The sequence below is a fragment of the Paracoccus halophilus genome (assembly GCF_000763905.1).
GTDB classification, from domain to species: Bacteria; Pseudomonadota; Alphaproteobacteria; order Rhodobacterales; family Rhodobacteraceae; genus Paracoccus; species Paracoccus halophilus.
This window is the reverse complement of record NZ_JRKN01000045.1, coordinates 1-18651: the sequence shown is the minus strand read 5'-3', so window position 1 is coordinate 18651 and position 18651 is coordinate 1. Positions and strand designations below refer to the sequence as shown.

19 protein-coding genes and 1 pseudogene are annotated in these 18651 nt (G+C 64.8%); 17 read left to right on the top strand and 3 right to left on the bottom strand.

Going from position 1 to position 18651, the window contains the following annotated elements; genetic code table 11:
• The 7 genes from IT41_RS17830 to IT41_RS20330 form a co-directional block, all read left to right on the top strand.
• Positions 1 to 806 (top strand): MlaE family ABC transporter permease (locus tag IT41_RS17830; protein ID WP_036743914.1); only part of this gene is annotated, 806 nt, incomplete at its 5' end.
• Positions 803 to 1567 carry an ABC transporter ATP-binding protein gene (locus tag IT41_RS17825; protein ID WP_036743912.1) on the top strand — a complete coding sequence of 255 codons (765 nt, stop codon included), beginning with the start codon at positions 803 to 805 and terminating at the stop codon, positions 1565 to 1567. The genes IT41_RS17830 and IT41_RS17825, both read left to right, overlap by 4 nt.
• A 4-nt stretch (positions 1568 to 1571) precedes the next feature.
• Positions 1572 to 2795: an MlaD family protein gene (locus IT41_RS17820; protein WP_036743911.1), complete on the top strand. Its 1224-nt coding sequence runs from the start codon at positions 1572 to 1574 to the stop codon at positions 2793 to 2795.
• A gap of 8 nt (positions 2796 to 2803) precedes the next feature.
• Positions 2804 to 3427, top strand: coding sequence for an ABC-type transport auxiliary lipoprotein family protein (locus tag IT41_RS17815; RefSeq protein WP_036743909.1), 624 nt, complete (start codon positions 2804 to 2806; stop codon positions 3425 to 3427).
• Positions 3428 to 3473: 46 nt separating this feature from the next.
• Positions 3474 to 4238 (top strand): SDR family NAD(P)-dependent oxidoreductase, encoded by a 765-nt coding sequence (locus tag IT41_RS17810; protein WP_036743907.1) that lies wholly within the window; start codon positions 3474 to 3476, stop codon positions 4236 to 4238.
• Positions 4239 to 4403: 165 nt separating this feature from the next.
• Positions 4404 to 6260, top strand: coding sequence for a heavy metal translocating P-type ATPase (locus IT41_RS17805; protein WP_036743905.1), 1857 nt, complete (start codon positions 4404 to 4406; stop codon positions 6258 to 6260).
• Positions 6261 to 6414: 154 nt separating this feature from the next.
• A protein-coding gene (locus tag IT41_RS20330) for an IS5 family transposase (RefSeq protein ID WP_139221710.1) occupies positions 6415 to 7172 on the top strand; the annotation gives its coding sequence in 2 pieces (ribosomal slippage) (positions 6415 to 6739 and positions 6739 to 7172; 759 coding nt in all).
• Between the two features lie 23 nt (positions 7173 to 7195).
• On the opposite strand, the pseudogene IT41_RS17795 reads toward IT41_RS20330, so the two are convergent.
• Positions 7196 to 8608 (bottom strand): annotated as a pseudogene (locus IT41_RS17795) (heavy metal translocating P-type ATPase); the annotation flags it as partial.
• Between the two features lie 436 nt (positions 8609 to 9044).
• Between IT41_RS17795 and IT41_RS17790 the strand changes: the two are divergent.
• Positions 9045 to 10814, top strand: coding sequence for an acetate/propionate family kinase (locus IT41_RS17790; protein WP_036743902.1), 1770 nt, complete (start codon positions 9045 to 9047; stop codon positions 10812 to 10814).
• 129 nt (positions 10815 to 10943) lie between these two features.
• On the top strand, positions 10944 to 11297 hold the full coding sequence (locus IT41_RS17785; protein WP_036743900.1) for a hypothetical protein: 354 nt from the start codon (positions 10944 to 10946) through the stop codon (positions 11295 to 11297).
• Positions 11298 to 11503: 206 nt separating this feature from the next.
• Here the strand turns inward: IT41_RS17785 and IT41_RS17780 are convergent, their stop codons facing one another.
• Complete coding sequence (locus IT41_RS17780) at positions 11504 to 11929, bottom strand: type II toxin-antitoxin system VapC family toxin (protein WP_036743898.1); 426 nt, start codon at positions 11927 to 11929, stop codon at positions 11504 to 11506.
• The gene (locus IT41_RS17775) at positions 11929 to 12183 is read right to left on the bottom strand and encodes a type II toxin-antitoxin system VapB family antitoxin (protein WP_074948145.1); all 255 of its coding nucleotides are present in this window, start codon (positions 12181 to 12183) and stop codon (positions 11929 to 11931) included. The genes IT41_RS17780 and IT41_RS17775 overlap by 1 nt, the downstream gene beginning before the upstream one ends.
• Before the next feature lie 125 nt (positions 12184 to 12308).
• Between IT41_RS17775 and IT41_RS17770 the strand changes: the two genes are divergently transcribed.
• The 8 genes from IT41_RS17770 to IT41_RS17735 all read left to right on the top strand — a co-directional run bounded on the left by IT41_RS17770 (position 12309) and on the right by IT41_RS17735 (position 18216).
• The gene (locus tag IT41_RS17770) at positions 12309 to 13550 is read left to right on the top strand and encodes a DUF1173 family protein (RefSeq protein WP_036743894.1); all 1242 of its coding nucleotides are present in this window, start codon (positions 12309 to 12311) and stop codon (positions 13548 to 13550) included.
• Positions 13551 to 14320: 770 nt separating this feature from the next.
• Positions 14321 to 14674, top strand: coding sequence for a single-stranded DNA-binding protein (locus IT41_RS17765; protein WP_036743892.1), 354 nt, complete (start codon positions 14321 to 14323; stop codon positions 14672 to 14674).
• A gap of 438 nt (positions 14675 to 15112) precedes the next feature.
• The gene (locus IT41_RS17760) at positions 15113 to 15448 is read left to right on the top strand and encodes a DUF1419 domain-containing protein (RefSeq protein WP_036743890.1); all 336 of its coding nucleotides are present in this window, start codon (positions 15113 to 15115) and stop codon (positions 15446 to 15448) included.
• 1 nt (position 15449) lies between these two features.
• Positions 15450 to 15677 carry a hypothetical protein gene (locus IT41_RS17755; protein WP_036743889.1) on the top strand — a complete coding sequence of 76 codons (228 nt, stop codon included), beginning with the start codon at positions 15450 to 15452 and terminating at the stop codon, positions 15675 to 15677.
• Position 15678: 1 nt separating this feature from the next.
• A complete protein-coding gene (locus tag IT41_RS17750) occupies positions 15679 to 16527 on the top strand; it encodes a DUF3560 domain-containing protein (RefSeq protein ID WP_036743888.1) in 849 nt (282 codons plus the stop codon).
• 1 nt (position 16528) lies between these two features.
• Positions 16529 to 16930 carry a hypothetical protein gene (locus tag IT41_RS17745; protein ID WP_036743886.1) on the top strand — a complete coding sequence of 134 codons (402 nt, stop codon included), beginning with the start codon at positions 16529 to 16531 and terminating at the stop codon, positions 16928 to 16930.
• 63 nt (positions 16931 to 16993) lie between these two features.
• Positions 16994 to 17293, top strand: a complete 300-nt coding sequence (locus IT41_RS17740) for a hypothetical protein (protein WP_036743884.1) — start codon at positions 16994 to 16996, stop codon at positions 17291 to 17293.
• Positions 17294 to 17352: 59 nt separating this feature from the next.
• Positions 17353 to 18216, top strand: a complete 864-nt coding sequence (locus IT41_RS17735) for an N-6 DNA methylase (RefSeq protein ID WP_036743883.1) — start codon at positions 17353 to 17355, stop codon at positions 18214 to 18216.
• The last annotated feature ends 435 nt before the right edge of the window (positions 18217 to 18651 follow it).

The window sequence follows — 18651 nt, the reverse complement described above, 5'->3', positions numbered from 1 at the left end:
CCCTCCCCCCCTGGCGGCGCATGCTGCAGGCGACGGGACAGCGGGTCACGGGCGCGGGCCTGTACCTGGTCCAGCTGGCCGAATATCTGGGCCGCACCCTGGCCGCGCTGGCGCGCGCCTTGCGCCATCCGACGCGGTTTCCGCTGACGGCGCTGGTCCATCACGCGCATGAAACCGGCCTGCGCGCGGTGCCCATCGTCACGGTCATGTCCTTTCTGATCGGGGTGGTGCTGGCCTTTCAGGGGTCCGACCAGCTGCGCCAGTTCGGGGCCGAGGTCTTTGTCGTGGACCTGATCGCGATCTCCATCCTGCGGGAACTGGGCATCCTGCTGACCGCGATCGTGGTCGCGGGGCGCACGGCCTCGGCCCTGACGGCGTCCATCGGGTCGATGAAGATGCGCCAGGAGATCGATGCCATGCGCACCCTGGGGCTGGACCCCGACATGGTGCTGATCCTGCCCCGCATCCTGGCGCTGGTCATGGTGCTGCCGATCCTGGGGCTGATCTCTGCAGTCGCGGGGCTGCTGGGCGGCGCGGTGATGTCCTGGGTCGAGCTAGGCATATCCCCGGCCGTGTTCCTGGCCCGGCTGGCCGATATCAGCGTGACCCATGTCATCGTCGGGCTGACCAAGGCGCCGGTCTTTGCCCTGATCATCGGCGTGATCGGCTGTCACGCGGGGATGCAGGTCGGCAAGGACGCGGAATCCCTGGGGCGGATGACCTCGTCCGCGGTGGTCAGCGCGATCTTTGCGGTCATCATCGCGGATGCGGCATTCTCCATCTTCTTTGCTCGGGTGGGGCTGTGAACGAGGCCGTTGTCCAGGTGCGGGGCCTGCGCACGCAATTCGGCAGCCACGTCGTCCATGACGGCCTGGACCTAGACCTAAACCGGGGAGAGATCCTGGGCGTGGTCGGCGGGTCGGGCACGGGAAAATCCGTCCTGCTGCGGGCCATCGTGGGGCTGGACGCGGTCCGGGCCGGGACCATCGACGTGCTGGGCAACCGCATCGGCACGCTGTCCGGCCCCGACCGTCGCGCGTTGGAACAGCGGTGGGGCGTCATGTTCCAGGACGGCGCGCTGTTTTCGTCCCTGACCGTGCGCGAGAATGTTGAGGTTCCGCTGCGCGCCGTTCCCGGCCTGACTAACGCGCAGTGCCGCGGCCTGGCCGAACTGAAGATCGGCATGGCGGGCCTGCCGTGGAAGGCCAATGACGACATGCCCGCCGATCTGTCGGGCGGCATGCGCAAGCGCGCCGGACTAGCCCGCGCCCTGGCCCTGGACCCAGAGATCCTGTTTCTGGACGAACCCACCGCCGGGCTGGACCCGATCGGGGCGTCCGCCTTTGACCGGCTAATCGTCACGCTGCGTAACGCGCTGAACCTGTCGGTGTTTCTGGTCACCCATGATCTGGACACGCTGCATGCCTGCTGCGACCGGGTCGCGGTTCTGGCCGAACGCCGCGTGCTGACCACCGGCACGATGGCCCAGATGCTGGATGTCGATGACCCCTGGGTCCACGAATATTTCCACGGACCGCGTGCGCGCGCCGTCACCGGCAAGGATTAGGCGCATGGAAACCAAGGCCAATTACGCGCTGATCGGCGCCTTCACCATCGCGGGGTTCCTGGGGATCTTGGGGTTCGTGCTGTGGTTCGCGCAGCTGCAGCTGGACCGGCAGTTCGCCTATTACGACGTCTATTTCCCCGAGGTGTCGGGCCTTGGCCCCGCATCCGAGGTCCGCTTTGCCGGCCTGCCGGTCGGGCGGGTCGTGGACATGCGGCTGGCGCCGGGGAACCCCCTGCCGGTGCGCGTCCGCATCGAGGTGATCCTGGACACCCCGATCCGCAGCGACAGCCTGGCCGCGCTGGAGGTGCAGGGCGTCACCGGCGTGGCGCTGGTCGCGGTCACGGCCGGGTCGGCCCGCGCGCCGCTGCTGCGCGTCGCGGACACGTCCGAGGTGCCGGTCATCGTCTCCAGCCGGTCGGCCCTGCAGACGCTGACGGACGAAGGGCCGCAGATCATCGCCCGCCTCAGCCTGGTGGCCGAACAGCTGAGCCAGATCCTGGGGCCGCAGAACCAGGGGCGGGTGGCCGCGATCCTAGACAATGTCGAACGCTCCAGCGGCAATCTGGATCAGGCGCTGGCGGATGTGGCGGCGGCGACCGATGCAATCGCGGTCGCGGCAACGGGCATCGCGGCGTTCGGGGACCAGATGGACGGCTTGGGCGGCAGCGCGGCGATCACGCTGGACCGCTTTGCCGACGCCGCCGTCCAGGCGCAAGCGACGCTGGACCGGGTGGACGGCTATGTCCAGGGCGACCTGGCTACGCTGACGCAGGAGTTGCAGCGCGGCGCGGCGGGCCTGGGCGATCTGGCCGATCGGGGGCGGTCCAGCCTGGACCGGCTGGACACGGCGCTGGCCGCCGGGACCGGCGCGTTCGACACCGCTCAACGCGTGATGGGCGACCTGACGCCCGTCGCCGCCGACTTGCGCACCACACTGGGCGCGGTCACCACCGCCATGGCCGGCCTGCCGGAGGACCTGCCCCGCATCGGCGCCAGCCTGCGCGCGGCATCCGACAACGCGGCGGCGGCATTCGCGTCGCTGCGGGGCGTGCTGGACGGCGCGCGCGGACCGGTTCAGTCCTTTGCGGGCGACACGTTGCCCCAGATCACCCGCCTGTCGCAGGACATGCGCACGCTGGTCCAGAACATGGATCAGCTTGTCTCGACCCTGCGGCGCAACCCGGCGCAGCTGCTGTCCGGCCCCCGCACCCCCGAATTCCGCAGATGAGGTTCCCCATGCGCCTGCCGACCGCCCTTTTGATCGCCGCCACGGCCACCCTGCCCGGCTGCGGCGCGCTGTCCGCGCTGCAGGGCGAACCACAGCGCGACCTGTTCGAGCTGCGCGCCCCGGCAGCGCTGTCCTGCCCGCGGTCCCGCATTGGCGAATTGGTGATCGAACCGCCCAAGGCGCGCGGGACGCTGGACAGCAACCGCATCATGATCCGCCCTTCGGCCCTGCAGACGCAGTACCTGCCGGATGCCGAATGGGGGGACACGGTGCCCGCCATGCTGCAACGCCTGCTGGTCGAAAGCCTGAGCGCGACCGGCAGCTTTGATCAGGTCGGTCGCGCGCCCCTGGGCCTGTCGGGCGACGTCGCGATGATCAGCGAAGTTCAGGATTTCAACGTCGATCTGTCCGCCGACGGCACGCTGATCCGCCTTGGAGTCGGGGCGCAGCTGGTCGATGAGATGGAGGCGAAGGTCATCGCTCGTGGCCGCTTTGCTGCGGACGTGCCAGCCGCCGGCACCCGCACCGCGGACCTGATCCCGGCCTTTGACGCCGCTACGCGTCATCTGATCGGCCAGATGACCGCATGGACGCTGGACGCTGCCGGTGTGGATCCCGGCGCATGCCGCTAGGCGCCATACCGACACCTACCCCACATTCTGCAACAGGAGATGCGACATGACCGATGTTCGGTTCGATTTCACGGGAAAGACTGCACTGGTCACGGGTGCCGGGTCCGGCATCGGCCGCGCCATCGCGCAGGAGCTGGGCGCATCGGGCGCAACCGTCGTCGTCAGCGACCTTGACGACGACGCATGCCGGACGGTCGTCGACACGATCACCACCGCGGGCGGGACGGCATGGCCCTGCGCCGCCGATGTCGCCGACGAGGACGCGATGAAAGCGCTGGTTGATTTTGCCCGGACCCGCGGCGGCGGCCTGCACATGGCTGTCAACAATGCCGGCATCGGCGGCCCAGACCTGCCCACGGGCGCGTATCCGTCGGACGCCTGGCGGCGGGTGATCGACGTCAACCTGAACGGCGTCTTTCATGGGATGCGCTGGCAGATCGCGGCGATGCTACAAACCAGGGGCGGGTCGATCGTGAACATGTCCTCGATCCTGGGCGCGGTCGGGTTCGCGCATGCGGCCCCCTATGTCGCCGCCAAGCACGCATTGTTGGGCCTGACCCGGACCGCGGCGATCGAATATGCCGCGCAGGGCGTGCGGATCAACGCGGTGGGCCCTGCATTCATCGACACGCCGCTGCTGACGGCGAACCTGACCCCCGACGTGCTGGCCGCGCTGGCGGCCCGGCACCCCATCGGCCGCATCGGCACCCCCGAAGAGGTGTCCGCGCTGGTCTGTTTCCTGCTGTCGCGCCGGGCGTCCTTCATCACCGGCAGCTATCACCTGGTCGATGGCGGCTATACCGCCGTCTGATCTAATCCATCATTGCGCATGATGGCCCTGTCGTAGGCCATCCGGGCATTCCCGGTCACCCATGGGATACCAGTCTTAGTCCAGCGAGAAAGGTGCCGTCATGTCATGTGATTCCTGCAGGCGACCCGACCGAATGCGTGTTGGCCTCGGCACGGCGATGCAGAGATGCTGATTATGGCCCAGGATCGTCTGAAAACCGCCCTGTTGGCCATTGCCGCGCTTGGCCTGACGGCCGGCCTGGCCCTGTGGGCGGCGGGGCGGGCCGATCTGGCGACAATGGCCTGGTCGGTGGGCGTCATTCCCGTGCTGGCAGCCCTTGTGGCCGAAATCATCCGCAGCCTTGCGCGACAAGAGGTCGGCCTGGATATCGTGGCCGCGCTGTCGATGTCGGCGGCGCTGGTCTTTGGCGAAACGCTGGCGGCAGCAGTGGTCGCGCTGATGTATTCGGGCGGGACGTTTCTGGAAAGCTTTGCCCAGGGCCGCGCCCAACACGAAATGTCGGCGCTGCTGTCGCGCGTGGCCCGCACCGCCACATTGTACCGCAACAGCCGGTTGACCCAAGTGCCGCTGGACGACATCGCCCCGGGCGACCTGCTGCTGATCAAGCAGGGCGAGGTCGCGCCCGTGGACGGCACCCTGGCATCAGGCAATGCCATGCTGGACCAGTCCGCGTTGACGGGTGAATCCCTGCCCGTCCGCCTGTCTCAGGGTGCCGATGTCATGAGCGGCGCGACCAACGCGGGCGAGGCGTTCGATCTGCGTGCGACCCGCCGCGCGGCCGACAGCACCTATGCCGGGATCGTGCGGCTGGTTCGCGCGGCGCAGAATTCGCGCGCGCCGATGGCGCGGCTGGCGGACCGGTATTCCCTGTTGTTTCTGGGGGTGACGGTCGCTTTGGCGACGGCCGCGTGGTGGTTCACCGGCGATCCGATCCGCGCGGTGGCCGTCCTGGTCGTCGCCACCCCCTGCCCGCTGATCCTGGCGGTGCCGGTGGCGCTGGTGGCGGGGTTGTCACACGCGGCGCGCTTTGGCGTGCTGATCAAGGGCGCGAAACCGCTGGAGGCGATGGCCCGCATCAGGACGCTGATCGTGGACAAGACCGGCACCCTGACCGATGGGCGGCCCAGGATCGTTGCGGTCCATGCGACGGGCGAGATGCCCGAGGACCGGGTCCTTTATCTCGCGGCCGCGCTGGATCAGTTTTCCCAGCATCCGGTTGCCCAGGCCGTGGTGGCCGCCGCCCGTGCCAAGGGGGCCACGCTGCCCGTCCCGACCGACGTGGTCGAAACCCCGGGCGAGGGCGTGACCGGCACCGTTGATGGCCGCGCCGTGGTGGTCGGCGGCACGGGCTACGTGGCCGCGCGGTCGGGATCTGCGGCTTGGGACATGGCGGCGCAGGAACCCGGCGCGGTGCTGGTCGCGGTGGCGGTGGACGGGCAACCGGCCGGCTGGCTGGTCATGTCCGACAGCCTGCGGGCGGGCATCGGCGACCTGCTAGCGGGCCTGCGCGAACAGGGCATCGCACGCATCGTGCTGGCCACGGGGGACCGGCACGCTGTGGCGATGGCCGTCAGCCGCGGCCTGTCGCTGGACGCGGTCCATGCCGATCTGACGCCCGATCAGAAGGTGCTGCTGGTGCTGTCTGAACGCTTGAACGGACCGGTGATGATGGTGGGCGACGGCGTGAATGACGCGCCCGCGCTGGCGGCCGCCGATGTCGGCGTGGCGATGGGCGCGCGCGGCGCCGCCGCCAGCGCCGAGGCGGCGGATGTCGTCCTGCTGGTCGACCATCTGGACCGGCTGCTGCCGGGCCTTATGGTGGCACGCGGCGCGCGCCGCATCGCGCTGGAAAGCGTCGTGGCCGGGATCGGCCTGTCGGTCATGGGCATGATCGCGGCGGCGCTTGGATATCTGACCCCCGTGCAAGGCGCGCTGCTACAGGAGGCAATCGATATTGCCGTCATTCTGAACGCGCTGCGGGCGCTGACGCTTAATGCAGGAAAATTCGCCGGAGCGAACTAGGGTCGTCGAGGACTGAATAACCCGATGTTTTGTGGGCACTTTCATTGCTCGGTGTTTGATTCCGCGGTTTGATGGCGCGATCCTTATCCTAGGGTCCAGACCCATTGATTTCGGGCTTTTGTCGTGATTCAGGTTCTGCAAGGAGACCTGAGTGATGAGCAATCTATACTGGCTGACCGACGCGCAGATTGAGCGCCTGAAGCCGTTCTTCCCGAAGTCGCACGGTAAACCTCGTGTTGATGACCGGCGCGTTCTGAGCGGTATAATCTTCATCAATCGCAATGGGTTGCGGTGGTGCGATGCGCCGAAGGAATACGGCCCGGCAAAGACCCTCTACAACCGCTGGAAACGCTGGAGCGATAACGGCGTTTTCGCCCGGATCCTGACGGGCCTGTCCGCCGAGGGAACCGAACACAAGACGATCATGATGGATGCGACCTATCTGAAGGCGCACCGCACGGCGTCCAGCCTGGCGGTGAAAAAGGGGGGCGTGCCCGCCAGATCGGTCGCACCAAGGGCGGCATGAATACCAAACTGCACGCCGTAACCGATGCGAAGGGCCGTCCGGTGGGGTTCTTCATCTCGGCCGGACAGGTCAGCGATTACACCGGGGCGGCGGCACTTCTGGGCAGCCTGCCGAAGGCGGATTGGCTGCTGGCGGATCGAGGCTATGATGCCGACTGGTTCCGAGAGGCCTTGAAAGACAAGGGCATAAAGGTCTGCATTCCCGGCCGGAAGTCACGCAAGAAGGCGGTCAAATACGACAAGCGCCGATACAAACGCCGCAACCGGATTGAGATCATGTTCGGCAGGCTCAAGGACTGGAGACGCGTCGCGACCCGATACGACCGGTGCCCGGAAACCTTCTTCTCAGCCATCGCTCTCGCCGCGACCGTCCTCTTCTGGCTATGAAAAAGAACGAGTCTGGAGCCTAGGGCAACCGGGCGGCGATCGCCCGTCATCATGACGATCTCGCTGACCCCACCTTCTCGCAGCGCGGCAAGAGCTGCCGCGGAGGTCTTGCGAGCCTGATCGGCGATCGTGACGGCTCCCATCACGCGCGAATCCCGCCCCATGTAGATGACCGTCTGCGTGTCCTCAGCCAGCGCCTTCAGCATCGGATGGTCTATCGATGCTCCCATCTGGGCGCCAAGACGCGGATTGCCGGCCCACAATTGCCCTTTACCGTCATCGCCCACAACACCGGCACTCGGCCGCGTAATCACGTCCATTACTCTGATCGGGTCAATGCCCCGGCTGGCAGCCTCTTGCCGAATCGCCGCCGCGCTGTGGTGTTCGGAATGCGCCTCAAGTCCTGACAGCAACGACAGGAAGAGCCGCTCATCACCGTCAAGCGCCACAACCCCGGTTACCGACGCTTTTCCGGTCGTCAGCGTTCCGGTCTTGTCGAAAGCAAAAATGTCGGCTGCCGCCAGTGTCTCAAGTGCCGCCCCGCCCTTGAATAGCACACCCCCGCGCGCGGCAGCCGAGAGTGCAGATAAGATCGCCGCGGGCACCGAGATAACGATGGCGCACGGGCTCGCGGCCACCAGCAAGGTTGCGGATCGGTAGAGGGCGTCTTCCCAGTCGCGTCCCAGCCAGTAGAAAGCAGCAAAGGCAAGAACGGCCCCACCCATTACCGCCAGCGTGTATCGCTGCCCGAACCACGCGCTGAAGCGTTCGGATGGTGCCTTGGCCGCCTGCGCCTCCGTCACGAGCGCGATCATGCGTGCCACCGTGCTTTCCTCCACGGTCCTTGTCACGGTTACCTCAAGTACGCCGTTGAGATTGACCGTCGCCTCAAAGACCTGTGCACCGGGTTGCTTTGCGACGGGCATCGACTCGCCGGTAATGTTTGCTTCATCAAGCGAACCGCGGCCACCGACAATCACACCGTCCGCTGGAACGCGCGCGCCAGGCCGCAGCACCACGACATCATCCACTTTGAGATCAGCCGCAGGGACTTCCGACACCGTTCCATCCGCACCACGCCTTAACGCTGTCTCGGGACGCAGGTCCATCAATGCCTCGATGGCGCGGCGCGCGCGGCCGAGCGCTCGTTCCTCCAAAGTGGTCGAGATACTGAACAGCGTCAGCAGAACTCCGCCCTCGAAGGGGGCACCGACCGCCGCAGCCGCGACGGCAGCAACCACCATCAAAAGATCGATGTCGAGTATACGCTCTTCCCACAAGGTGACAGCCGCCCGCAAAGCGGCCGGGAGACCTCCAGCAAGATAGACCAGTGACAAAGCGGCGAGCGAAAAAGAAGCCGAGGCTGCGCCTTGAAGCGGCCACAACGCGAGTGTGGCCAACAACATTCCCAGAACGGTAAGGCCCGTCAGTATCATCGAGCGATCAAGATTAAACAGTCTGCTCACTTCGTCTCCTGGTCTAGATGTAACCTCTCACCATGGAGCTGCACCGCAGGTCGCTGCCATGGCTGTGACGCGTGCCGTGGCGGGAGACGGCTATTTGGTTGAGTGATAAGGTCCGGGCGGCCCCGCTAGCTTCAGGCATTACGTCGCGCCGACCGCTCTGGGCCCTGTCCCGGCTGTGACTCGTTCACTGCGTCGGCACTCCAGATTACGCCACGTCCTTATCCGAGCGGCATACAAGATCTTGCCTTTGCCATGCACTTCCTCCCAGATTTCCTTGCCGGGCAGGTATTGGCACGCCTACTTTAGGCGATTGGTCCATTATACAACAAGATCAGGTTGGTGAGCTATCATTGGCTGGGACACGGATCAGATTTCCATGAAACGACCAACGACACCGGAACGTTGTATGCAGATACTGGTCTTCAACGCCGGCAGCTCCAGCCTCAAATTCGGCGTCTTCAGCGTGGCGACAGAGACCCATGAAGTGTTCAGAGGTTCTTACGAGCGCTTTCGGGACGGAAAATGCGAATATCGCTTCCGCCATAGAGAAACCGACGAGCGCGGCACGGCCAGCTTTGATAATCCAGGCGAGGCGCTGAAAGGTGTTCCAGACGCGCTAAAGCGGTTCGGCGTCAACGCAATCGATGCCATCGGCCATAGGATCGTCCATGGTGGTGCCAAATTTTCCTCGCCGACACTGGTGAATGACGAAACGGTCGAGGCGATCGAGGCGCTAACCCCGCTGGCCCCGCTGCACATCCCGGCCAATCTCAAGGCGGTCGAACTGTGCCGCAGCTTGTGGCCGGACATACCGCAAGTGGCGGTCTTCGACACAGCCTTCCACCTCAGCAATCCCGCCTTTGTGACAACCTACGCGGTGCCCGCCAGATGGCGAGAGGCTGGCCTTCGCCGTTATGGGTTCCACGGAACCTCTCACAAATACGTCGCCGAAAGGGCCGCCGACGAAATCGGGCGACCACTTTCCGATCTCCAACTGGTGAGCATCCATCTTGGAAACGGGGCCAGCGTCTGCGCCGTTAATCGTGGGCACAGCATGGACAGTTCGATGGGCATGACACCGCTTGAGGGATTGGTGATGGGAACCCGTTCTGGAGATGTAGATCCCGGCGCGTTCGGCTTCCTGTCGCGCGAGCTGGGGCTTTCTGTGCAGGAGATCGAGGATGCGCTCTACGACCAAAGCGGGCTGAAAGGGCTGGCCGGCTCGTCCGATATGCGCGACATCGAGGATCGGGCAGCAGAGGGAGACCCCCAAGCCCAACTCGCGATCGAGATCTACGCCTACCGCGCCAAAAAATATGTCGGCGCATATGCGGCAGCCATGGGAGGCCTGGACGCGATCGTTTTCACCGGTGGCATAGGCGAAAATTCCCCCTCTATGCGCCGGCGCATCTGCGACGGGCTGGCCGTCATGGGCCTACAGCTTGACCACGACCGTAACATAGCCGTGAGCTTGACGGGACAAGCGGCGCCGCAGATTCAGGCTTATGGTTCGCGTGTCCGCGTCTTGGTAACTGAGACGGCTGAGCAACGCATGATCGCCCGCGAGACAGCGACAGCACTCGCGGGTGGAAGGTCCGATGGCGGGCTACGCCTGCCCATCGCTGTCTCGGCCAGGCACGTTCACCTCTCTCGTGATGCGGTCGATGCCCTGTTTGGCAAGGGCTATGTCCTCAACCAGGCGGTCGCCTTGAGACAGCCGGGCCACTGGGCTGCAAACGAACGGGTTACGCTTGTCGGTCCCAAGGGCAGGCTCGAACGTGTCGCGATCCTCGGACCACTGCGCCAACGCACGCAGATCGAAGTGTCGCGCACCGACAGCTTTGCGCTCGGGATCGAGGTGCCCGTTCGCGATAGCGGAAAGCTCGAGGCTACCCCGCAGGTCACGATTGAGGGGCCTTCCGGAAGCTTCACCACGGATGGCCTTATCATCGCGGCCAGGCACATCCACACCAACCCCGTCGACGCAAAGCGTCTGGGCATTGAAGACGGCGAGTACGTCGACGTTCGCGTCGGCGACCCCGATCGTGGCCTTACCTTCGGACGGACCCTCGTGCGCGTGGGTGACAATGCGTTCACGGAAGTGCACATCGATACGGACGAAGCCAACGCAGCGGGAATTGACGTCGCTGCGACGGGTGAACTCGTGCAAATCTGACGCAATTGAACACATATTGCGGCTGAAAGATCGTCACCCTGCTTTTGCCGCAGTCTAGCAGGGCCAACGCCCACGCTGGGTCTCTGGCGTGTCCTCGCCGTCATCACAGACAGTGAAAATGCTGTTCGAGTGAACGCTTGCATTGCGACAGAAGCCCTCCATGCATATTGCCGATGCAGCGCCGACCAGGACGCCGAACTTGTCATCGGCGCGATCCTGGAGGAATGCCGCGCCGGCACGCCCGCGACAGCGTTCGACCAGATCGAGGATGAAGCCGAGAATTGGGCGGCGCTCGCCACCTTTGACGAGGCCAGCGCCTATTTTCTGGCCTGCGGTCGTCGGCTGACCGACTTCCCGCTTGGCCCGAAATGCCGCGTCCGCATGGCCGTCAGAATGCTGGAAGGCTTGCCCCCCGAGGATCAGGGCGACGCTCTGAAAGCCCTCGCCACCGCCATCGCCCCGACACTCTGCCGCGCCGCTTGAATACGACCGTTTTTGCCCGTTCAGCCTTTGCCCTGCCGCCTCTTTATGCTATCCCTCGTTTCAATGTTCATCAGTGGTGATGAAACAACTGGCTGCCTCTCTCATGGGGCGGCCGCTTTCTTTTGTCATGGCCGCCGGCGACCTTCGGCCACCCGCAGCCAAGACCCGCGCTCGCGCCGCGCGGGCGCCGCTGCGCGGGCACAGCGTCACGCCAGATCGGTCTCGGAAAAATCCCGGCCCTTGTAGAGCAGCGGCGCATGGTAGGCTTTGGCGCAGGCATAGGACAGCGCATCGCCCATGTTCAGCTGCGCAGGGTGGCCAACCTGCTTGCCATAGACCGACAGCGCCCGGATCGCTTCCTTGCCGATCCCCGAAGTGACGTGAACCTCCGTCGCCTCGAGCGCCGTCAGCAGGCTCTCGACCAGGCGCGAAGCGTGGGCATAGTCCTCTGCCGTCGCAGGCCCCTTGCCGCGCTGCTCAACCGCTTTGCGCACGATCGCGAGGACCGTTTCCATGCGGACAATCGGCGAGAACCGCAGCTTGCCGCGCGCCGTTTCCATCGCTTGCAGATAGGCGGGGCCGTCCGACTCCTGAAGCAGAACAGCCGCGAGGACGCTCGCGTCCAGAAACATCAGCTCTCGCCCCACATCTCATCCATGAACGCCTTCTCGCCCGCAACGTCGCTGCCAGTGGACACGAACCCCAACGCGGCCGCTTCCTCCTGGACCTTTGCCACCCGGTCAATCAGCCGTTCCTTGCCGGCCAGCGCCTCGATCTGTGCCGCCAGCGCCTTGCGCACCGCCGCAGACTTGTTTTTCTCGCCCGTCATGGCACAGTATTTAGCGACCAGATCGTCAATCTCATTGCCTTTGATCAGCATTGCCATTGGTCTACCCTCCGTGGTATACACGGTATATAGATAACGGTATATACCATTGCAAGACGGACATTCGGCCAGCCCAATGCGCCTCTGCCGGTTTAGGCGCTGCGCCTTCCTCATGGGTAAGTAGGATGAGTTCAATCATTTCCGAAACCGGCGGTGGCCGGTATCGGCTCGGGCCGGAAACCTTCAGTGCTGAATCGCCGGACTGGCAACAGATCCTCGCGGATGCCCATGAAAAAAAGGGCCGGCCGATCTGTCTCTGCTCGCGAGCCGAACCGCAGATGTATGTCGCCAAGATCCAGGGCGACTACCATCTGAAGCGGATGCCCGGCACCGGATATGCCCATGACCCCTCATGCGACAGCTTCGCCCTGCCGCCCGAGTTGTCCGGGCTCGGTCAGGTCGATGGCAAAGCCATCGTCACCAATGAAGCCGGCGACACGACCATCAAGCTCGATTTTCCTCTGACCGTCCGGGGTGCGCGCGGTGCCCCGCCGGATAACGGCGCCGGCGTCGGCGCCAACGAGACAGCCGAGGCCAGCCCCAGCAAGCTGGGGCTTCTCGGGCTGTTGCATTTCCTCTGGGACGCCGCCGGCCTGACCCTGTGGCAGCCCGCCTTCGCGCGACGATCCTGGTGGATCGTCCATCGAGAATTGACGGCCGCCGCCGAACGCGCGATCACCAAATCCATCCCGCTCTCGTCCGTCCTGTTCGTGCCCCCGTCCTTTTCCGTCGAGAAAAAGGACGAGCTGGCCGCCGAACGCCGGCAGTTGCTGCATCACCTGCAGCCGGTCAAAGGAAAGCCCATGCCCCTCGGCGTCCTGGTCGCCGAACTGAGGGATATGGAGCCATCGAAATATGGCCGCAAGTTTCGCTTCAAGCATCTGCCCGACATGGCGTTCTTCATGGATCAGGATCTGTGCAAGCGGTTCGACAAGATCGCCGGCGACAAGATCCGCGCCGTGGAAGCCGTCGAAGGTGCCCATCCCATCGTGATCGCCACCTTCAACATGAACGGCAACTATGCCGAAATCCGCCAGATCGCCGTCATGTCCGTCAATGCTCAATGGATACCCTTCGACCATGACCGGGAGTTGCGCGTTATCGAGGCCATGCGCGGGCGCCGCTTCACCAAAAGCCTCCGCTACAACATGCGCGTCGATGCGCCGATCGCCAACGCCGTGCTGCTCGATACTTCGCCCCCAACAGCGATCTACTGCCCGTCCGAAGCCATCGACCCCGAAGCCGAGGCCGAGCTGGTCGAGATCGCCAAGGAGGGGGTCTATCCCGCCTGGTTCTGGTCGGGAGGGGATGATGACATGCCAGCACTTCCGGCGGCGCAGATTGGTTCAGATCAAATCAGGAGCTGATGCGACATGGATATGGGCGTCTGCCGGCTGCGAGGCAGCCGCCACCGCGTGCTAGTCGCGCGAGCGCGACCCGAGCCCGTCAGGGCGATGCGCCTGGCTGCGGCGGGTGCCTGTCCGTCTCGTCCGAGCCAGCCATTCACCAGCCGGTCCTGGCGCCCTGCCCCGCCGGTCTCGGGTCGCGCTCGCTGACGCGGGGCCTTTGGCTCTCGTCGCTCTCCCAACCGGATCAAAGGGCAGCCCACAATGCCCCTCGGGGTCAGTCTTGCAGGAGGGCAGCTCAGTCTGGCGCGACCTTCGCGGACAGAAGCTTGCCGGCCGATCAGCTGGTGCCCTGCTGTCACCGTCCTTCTCATAGCTGTCGGGATTGGTTCGGCCAACCGGACGCGTCCAGTCAGGATCCCGAATGAACCTGGCTTCCCATCCGACGGCGGTGTCCGGCGCAGCCCTCGTAATCGCCTTTGCGGCCCTGTCGCCTGCTCGATTGTCGGTCGGGCGGCACCAACCTCCTTGATCATGCCATGCCATGTTCAAGCCTGCGAGCGGTCATCATGCCCCTGCCGGGCTTCGATTCCGGATGACTACCAGGGCCAGCTCTTCGCAACCATCCGCCAGACAGATGCGCGCGGCATGCCGCGCAGCCCTGCCCTTCCCTGGCGGACTGCAAACAAAAAAACGGCTTTCACCAAGGTGAACCTTCCGTTTTTTGGTTTGCTTGCATCGCTGGCCCTGTCGATCCGTTTCCATCGAAACCCTCAAAGCAGGAGCATAAGATGAGAACCTTCGCGAAACATTTCACCCAAGGCTATGTCGGCAAGATCAAGGAAGTCGGCACCACCCTGAAAATCTCCATCAGCAGCAACTATCGGCAGCGCAACCAGAATGGCGATTACGAGGACCGCACCTACTGGAACACCGTCACGGTCTTCGACGACAAGCGGATGAAGTTCATTCGGGATCATGTCAGCGAAGGCGATCTGGTCCAGGCCGAGGGCATGATCCGCGAGGACAGCTACGAGAAGGACGGCGAACCCGTCTACACAACCCTGCTGGTCGCCCAGGACTTCCAGCTTCTGTCCACCAAGGCACAGCGTGACGCCTGGCGTGCAGCCAACCCGCAAGACTGACCCCGAGGGGCGGCGCAAGCCGCCCCTTCTCCTTTCCATCCGGTCGCTCACGAGGCAGCCGCGCGGCCAGAAGATCCTCGGAGGCCCGCCGAGGGCGGGCCGCGACATGCGGGGGGATTCGGACAGAGCCGAACGCCCCCGCTTTCCTGGGCCGCACGTTCCGTGCGTCCGTCAGGGAACCGCCGGTTCCCCCACGCAAGGCCGTCGGCTTGACGGGGCGAAGGGGTTTCCCCGGCCTTCCTCCGCCTCGCGTCGTCGTGCAGGCCGGGTGATCCCCCTCCCCTTCGCCCCTACCGACAACCTTGCGCGGGTCCCCCTCCTGCCCTCGCCGGGAGGCAGACCGACAGGAGAGGGCGCGCTTCGCGGCCTCCCCTGACGGCCAGCCCCATTCAAAGAGGGATAGCCGCAGGGTCATCACCACAATGGAGGGCCAAGCCCATGAAATTCGAGAGATTGCATGACGGCATCGCCGATCACGATCAGACCTATGCGCTGATCAATCGCGGTTACAGCGCCGACAAGCGCAGTGCCGGCCAGTGGTTCGAGACCACGGCTGAAATCTACGCAACCTTCCTGAACATCCTGCCGCCGCTGGACTTCACCGCTGACGGTTTCAGCATGTCCGAATATGCCACCGGCACCCTGACCGACGCCTTTGTGCGCCACGGCGGGCGGTTCTTCTATCTGTCCATCAGCCGCGAACGCAGTGGCGATTTTACTAACGCCGTGTGCGCCTTCCGCGAACATCTGGCCTTTGCCGAAAGGAAGGTGTGACATGGCAACGACCTATCGCCTCGCATCCTCGACCCTTATTCACACGCCCGGCCTCGTCGCATGGGCCACGAACGGTTGCCATTTCGAGGATGATCGACCGCAGATCATGAAAGTCATGACCGCAACCTATCCCGGCGTTCCCGAAGCCGCGATGGAGCAACTGCTGATCAAGCGTGTCCCGTTCACCATCGAGGGCGAAACCCTCGTTTTCACGGCGGAGGACAACTGACATGACCAATTCCTATGAAGCCAAGCAGGAAGCCCGTCGCGTCCGTCTTGAAGCCGCAGCGGATCGCGCCGAAGGCCGCGCCGAAGCCGCCTATAAACGCGCCGACATGAGCGAGGCCGCGACCGGCATTCCCTTTGGTCAGCCGATCCTTGTGGGTCATCACTCGGAGGCGCGGCATCGCCGCGCCATCGACCGCGCCAGCCGTGCGATGGATGCCAGCGTTGCCGAAAGCAAGCGCGCTGGCGACCTGCGCGCCAAAGCCGCCGCAGTCGGAACGGGCGGCATTTCCGCTGACGATCCCGAAGCCATCGACAAGCTGAAAGAGCAGCTGGCCGAGGCCGAGACGACGCAGCGCGACATGAAGGCCGCCAACAAGATCGTGCTGAAATGGGCCCGCAAGGGCGTCACAGGCGAAACCGAAGGCCCGGACTTTGACGCCTACGCCGCCGCGCTGGCCGAGGTCCGGCCGATCTTTACCCCGACGCTGGCCCGCCAGCTGATAACCCGCAACATGGGCTGCATCGGTTTCGCGCCGTTCCAGTTGACCAACAACAGCGCCAACATGCGCCGCATTCGTCAGCGCATCGAGGTTCTGGAAAAAGCCGCGACCCGCGAGAGTCGGGAAACCCGGTGGATCGGCGGCATCATCATCACCGAGAACACCGATGAAAACCGCCTGCAGATCGCCTTTCCCGGCAAGCCCGACGCGGCCACGCGGGACGCCCTGAAAAGCAACGGCTTTCGGTGGGCGCCCTCGCAGGACGCTTGGCAGCGCCAGCTGACCAATGCCGCCATCTATGCCGGCCGGCGCGTGATCGCCGCCCTTGGCCTGACCCCGGAGGAAAACTGACATGGCAACCGCAATCCTTCTGCCCTTTGTCTGTCAGACCTGCGGCCGCGAAGATCACCGGCAGGTGAACCCCGGCCCCTGCGACGACTGCGGCGCACCGATGAAAATGGCGCAGGTCGATGTTTCGACCTGCCACCTGATCGCCGATCCCGGCCACGGTTGGGCGATCGTCACCCCGGCGCGGCTGGCATCCTATGGCATCTCTGAGTCCATGATCTCGCCTTATTCCTATCAGGACCGGGACGGCGGCCAGATCGCCCTTGAGGAAGACTGTGACGCGGGCGTGTTCATCGAAGCGTTCAAGCGCGTGCATGAGGAATACCCGCATTTCACGAGCGAGCATCAGGACCCCTGCCCCATCCGCTCATGGTCCAGCTACGGGAAGAAGCCCAGCAGCTGGTGAACCCCGCGCCGCCGGGCGGTCCTGCGACCGCCCGGCAACACCCCGAAACGATGGATCATCGCCATGCTCAATTATCCGTTCACCGAACGCACCCGCCTGCGCGTCCGCATCGAGGTCCGCGATGTGGCGCACGATGACCCCGCCTGCGTCCTCTCGCTGCGGCATCTGACCACCACCGAAGCGTGCCAGCGCGCCTATATCGCCGCGCGAGACGAAAGCGGTCTTGGCGTGTCGCGGTTCGGATCTGGCGAAGTCTTTGACGAGGCAGGCCAGCACCTTGCCACGATCAGCTATAACGGTCGCCTCTGGCCCCCTTTGCCGTGGCGCTCCGACCTGAAGCCACTGGCCGAGGCACCCGCATAGGTCACGAGCTGGCCCGACAACGGGCCAGCACCCCTTTCCTCAGAAGATGGATTGTCAGCATGGCACACCCTGCCGTGAAGGATTTTGTGCGCGCCCTGGGCGAGATTGACCGCTCGAAGCGCGAAACAGAGGTTTTCGCCGATTTCTGCGAAATGGCTTATTGCGCCCTGGCGAAGCAGGCTTCCCCTTACGCGGACCAGCGCGAGGCGCTGGAAGCCCAATACATGCAGGCTGTCGGCCGCTATCGCGACAAGAACGATGTGCGCAAGATGCCCGCTATGATGGGCCTCGCCCTGTCCACAATCGCTGCCGGCGGCGTCGATTTCATGGGCCAGGTCGCGGCCGAGATCGGCGCGCTCGATGCCGGGCTTGGGCAGTTTTTCACGCCCTACGAGGTCAGCCGCCTGATGGCGGAAATGGACCTTGGCGATGCAACTGCAGCCGTTGCCGCCAAGGGCTTCCTGACCTTGTGCGAGCCAGCCGCCGGCGCCGGCGGCATGATGCTGGCAGCAGCCGACACGCTCGATCGACAGGGCGTCGATCTATGCCATGTCTGGATGGAAGGCACCGAGCTTTCCCGTAGCACGTATCATATTCTCTATGTTCAGGTCGCGGCGCGCGGGATCGCCGGGCGCATGATCTGCGGCAATTCGCTGTCGGGCGAGATCTATGCCCAAGCTTTCACGCCAGCAGCCGGCGAGTTCGTCGCACGCCACGGGCATCCCTTCGCCAGTCAGATCGCCGCCGAACAGGCCGAGGCCCACGAGGTTAAGAAAAGCCGCGCTGATCGCCATGCTGGAGCAGCAGCACCTGGCCGCAGCCGAATAGTTATCCTTGTGGTGAGGATTAACCTGGCCGCCCTTCGGGGCGGCCTTTTTTGTCTTGTGTCCTGTATTTTCATGTCTGTTGTCTTTGTGTCTTGAATAATAGTGAGGGCGTCTGCCCGCGAGCGGGCACCGCGTGCTAGTCCGCCCGTGCCGGTCGGACCCGAGCCCGTCACGGCGATGCGCCTGGCTGCGGCGGGAGCCTGTCCGTCTCGTCCGAGCCGGCCATTCACCAGCCGGTCCTGGCGCCCTGCCCCGCCGGTCTCGTCCCATACGGGTCACGCCCGCTGACGCGATCGGCGGCAGAGCCGCCTCCTATCCCAACATCGCCGCGGCACATGGCCGGGTTGTCCAGCCCGCGCGGGACTGCCGCTTGGCAGGAACGCGGCGGGCCGGCGCAGGCTGCAAGCGAGACGCCATGTGTGGATGCCCCGTTTAATGCAAGTCGGTTGTTTGCTCGCTGGCGGAGTGATCGGGTGCGTTCATGTGTAAGGCCTGTATAGTGCGGCGATTCACATGCCGCTGGCCGGGATG